The sequence below is a fragment of the Protofrankia sp. CiP1_Cm_nod3 genome (assembly GCF_982290655.1).
Window position 1 is genome coordinate 1 of record NZ_CEVIVD010000148.1, and the last position, 2,834, is coordinate 2,834.

2 protein-coding genes are annotated in these 2,834 nt (G+C 64.5%); both read right to left on the minus strand.

The genetic code is table 11. The features are described from left to right. Positions 1 to 13 precede the first annotated feature (13 nt). Positions 14 to 472, minus strand: coding sequence for a hypothetical protein (locus AC5LUJ_RS20355; RefSeq protein WP_250285680.1), 459 nt, complete (start codon positions 470 to 472; stop codon positions 14 to 16). A 5-nt stretch (positions 473 to 477) separates the two neighbouring features. Continuing rightward, the gene (locus AC5LUJ_RS20360; RefSeq protein WP_493465532.1) at positions 478 to 2,721 is read right to left on the minus strand and encodes a hypothetical protein; all 2,244 of its coding nucleotides are present in this window, start codon (positions 2,719 to 2,721) and stop codon (positions 478 to 480) included. Positions 2,722 to 2,834: the final 113 nt, after the last annotated feature.

The window sequence follows — 2,834 nt, forward strand, 5'->3', positions numbered from 1 at the left end:
GCCGTAGCAGGCCCTACTCCGCACCCCAGATCGAAATTCCATCAAGATCGACGGATGTGCCAACGGGGAAATCCTCGAGGCCCTTTTCCGGCGACCATCTCGCAAGGACGAGATCAGCGTTCCTTGTCAGAATGCACGACCACTGGAAATTTTTGACAAAATCCTCGAACATCATCCTCGCCAAGGATTCCTGTCGCCCCCCGCCCCCCGGCCTTGAGATCCAGATCTCCCAGTAGTATGGATAGTCGTCATAGATTGCCCGATCTTCCTGCTCCCGAGGCTCAGGGACGGAGACATCATTTTGCAGAACCGCACCGCCAACGGTGCCTTCCAAGCCTCGATAGCCCTTTCTGTACACCGAGATACCGTCCTCGAAACGAACAATATCGAAATCCATGCCATCGGCAATCCTGACGGTTACCTCAGGAAGGTCGAGATCGGATTTGAAGAATATCTGATCGGTGTCAGACACAGCCCTCAACCTCCACGCAGCTCTGCGGAGCCGTCCGGCCTGGTAATCAAAATTCCACCATCAACCTTCCGGGCCATCATACTCGACCCGTCTCCGAGAAAAATACGTACCTGCGCCGGAAACGGCTGACCAGCGGCATCCCCGAGGGCATCTGCCGCCGGGCCGCCCGCGGCCTGCCCCCACGCCTTCTTGATCCCCTCGTACGCATCCTCCGCCCTCAGTCCCACCTGGCGTCCGTCAATGACCGCCCCACCATCACCGGAAGTCTGCTTTCCCGCCTTAAGAATGTTCCTTCGAATCGCGTTCTTGCTCGAGCTTTCAAGCGTCTTGAGCTCTGTAACAAGGCCCGGATCATCGGGATCACTACGGACAATGACATCGGGGTTCTGCTGGTTACGCACAGTATGATCAGCCGGGAGAAACCGCACGTCCGAACCCTCGTCGACAAGCACACGAGCGATATCGATCTCCTTTTTTTGAACGTCTCCTATGACGCCATGAATACCCGGCCGAAAAAAATCACCGAGAGGGCCGGGGACGAGCGAAGACATGTCGACCGAAGAGCTGGATAAAGATTCACCATCCGGTGCTGATTCCCTCTGGAAGCCATCGGATTCCTGTCGCTTGGCATCCAACTGCGACCCGGTGACTTCCGGGCCGTCGGGCGTAGCCGCAGCATCGTTCGCCCGACTACCATGATTGAATTCGCTGAAGCCAGTGCCGGGTTCGTCAGAGCGAATCCGATCGGGAGTGCTCGAGGGAGCGCCGTCCGGGTCTGCGAGATTGTCGCTGTGCCCACTGTTGGAGTTTCCCTTATTGTCGCCGCTGTCCGCATGACCCTTGTTTCCGCCGCTGTCGTGGCCGTTGTCGGCGTGGTCGTTGTCGGCGTGGTTGGGGCCGGTGGTGGACGGGGGTTTGTCGGGGTGGGTGGTGATGGTGGTGTCGGCGGCGCGGTCGAGATTGGCGGTGGCTTTTCCGGCTTCTCCGGCTGTCCGGTTTGTAGAATGTGCCGCGGTGTTCTCGGGAAAGCGGACGGACGTGGTCCGGACGGCCGCGGCGGCCGCCGGATCGGAACCGGCCACGATATCCGTCCTGGCCGCGCGTGACGTCCCAGCCAGATGTGCTGTCCCGGCCGGATCGGTCACCGCGCGGCGGACGGCGGCGGCTGCCGAGGCCAGCCGCTGGCGGCCGGTGGCGATCGCGCCGAGCGCCATTTCCTGACCGCCGTGCGCAAGCGCCCGGCCGCCGCCCAGCAACAGCTTTCCGGCGTCGGCGGCGCTCCGGATACCGGCGACCGCCCGGCTGCCACCACGTACCCCCTGGACCAGCGCGCCGACCGTCGTCAGGCCTTTTGTGCCAGGCACGACGCCGAGTAAGGCAAACGCGACGTCCCATCGGGACGCCCGCCCCCTGTCATACTTCATCAAAGTGTCGGCGAGGACGACGACAGCGGCGGCGAAAACGACCCAGGCGGCCGGGCCTCCGACAATGAGAGCGACCGCACCCAGAACCGCGACGGTGATTTTCGCGACCTGGACGGCGGACGTCCACACCTTCCCCGCGGCATTTCCGATCCTCTCCCACGAATACCACGGCTTGTTTCTGATCCCGGCATCGGAGGCGGCCCGGATCGCCTGCGTGCAGACCTTGGCGGCGTCCGCGCGCATGGCTTCTGCGGACAACGCGAGCCGGCGGGCGGCGTCCAGTTCGCTCTGCCCGTCCTGAACGGCACCTTGTATCTGGTCGAGCCTGGCCTGTGCCGCGGCCCGGTTACGGCTGGCCTGCGCCACCTGCGCCGGATCGGGCGGCGGGGGGATACGCACGGGATAACTGGAAGATGTCGAGGAAAGGTCGGCAAGGGCCACCGTGTCCGTGGCCAACGCGGCCTGGGCTGGGCCGAGGAGGTTCCGCGCATTGTCCCGCTGGAAACGCGCGTCGCGGCCCCGGGCCAACGCCCGGTCAGCCTGAATCTGTGCCGCGGCCAGAATCGGCTCGTAGGCTGTCAGCGCGTCTCCGGCCATCCGGTAGGACGTTTCCAGTTTCCGCAGCTGCTCAGGGAATTCCGCGAGCTCCTCCCGGAATGCGTCCCCCGCCTCCCCCAGCCATGATTCGACGGCGCCGCCGGTGTGCAGGGACTCCACCTGCCCGCGGGCGTACTCGACGTCCGCGGCGAATTCGAGATATCTGCGCGCCAGCTGCCGTACCGAGAAGGGGTCGCCTGGTGTGGGGTCCGCATCCAGGTCCAGCACGGCCCAGTCGGTGGGCCGGTTCACCGGAGCGGCCCACCGACGGCGGGACCGGAACCACCCGGGCAGATGAGATCAGGCCGGGCCACGCCCCTGCGAACAGCCACGCCCCCGCC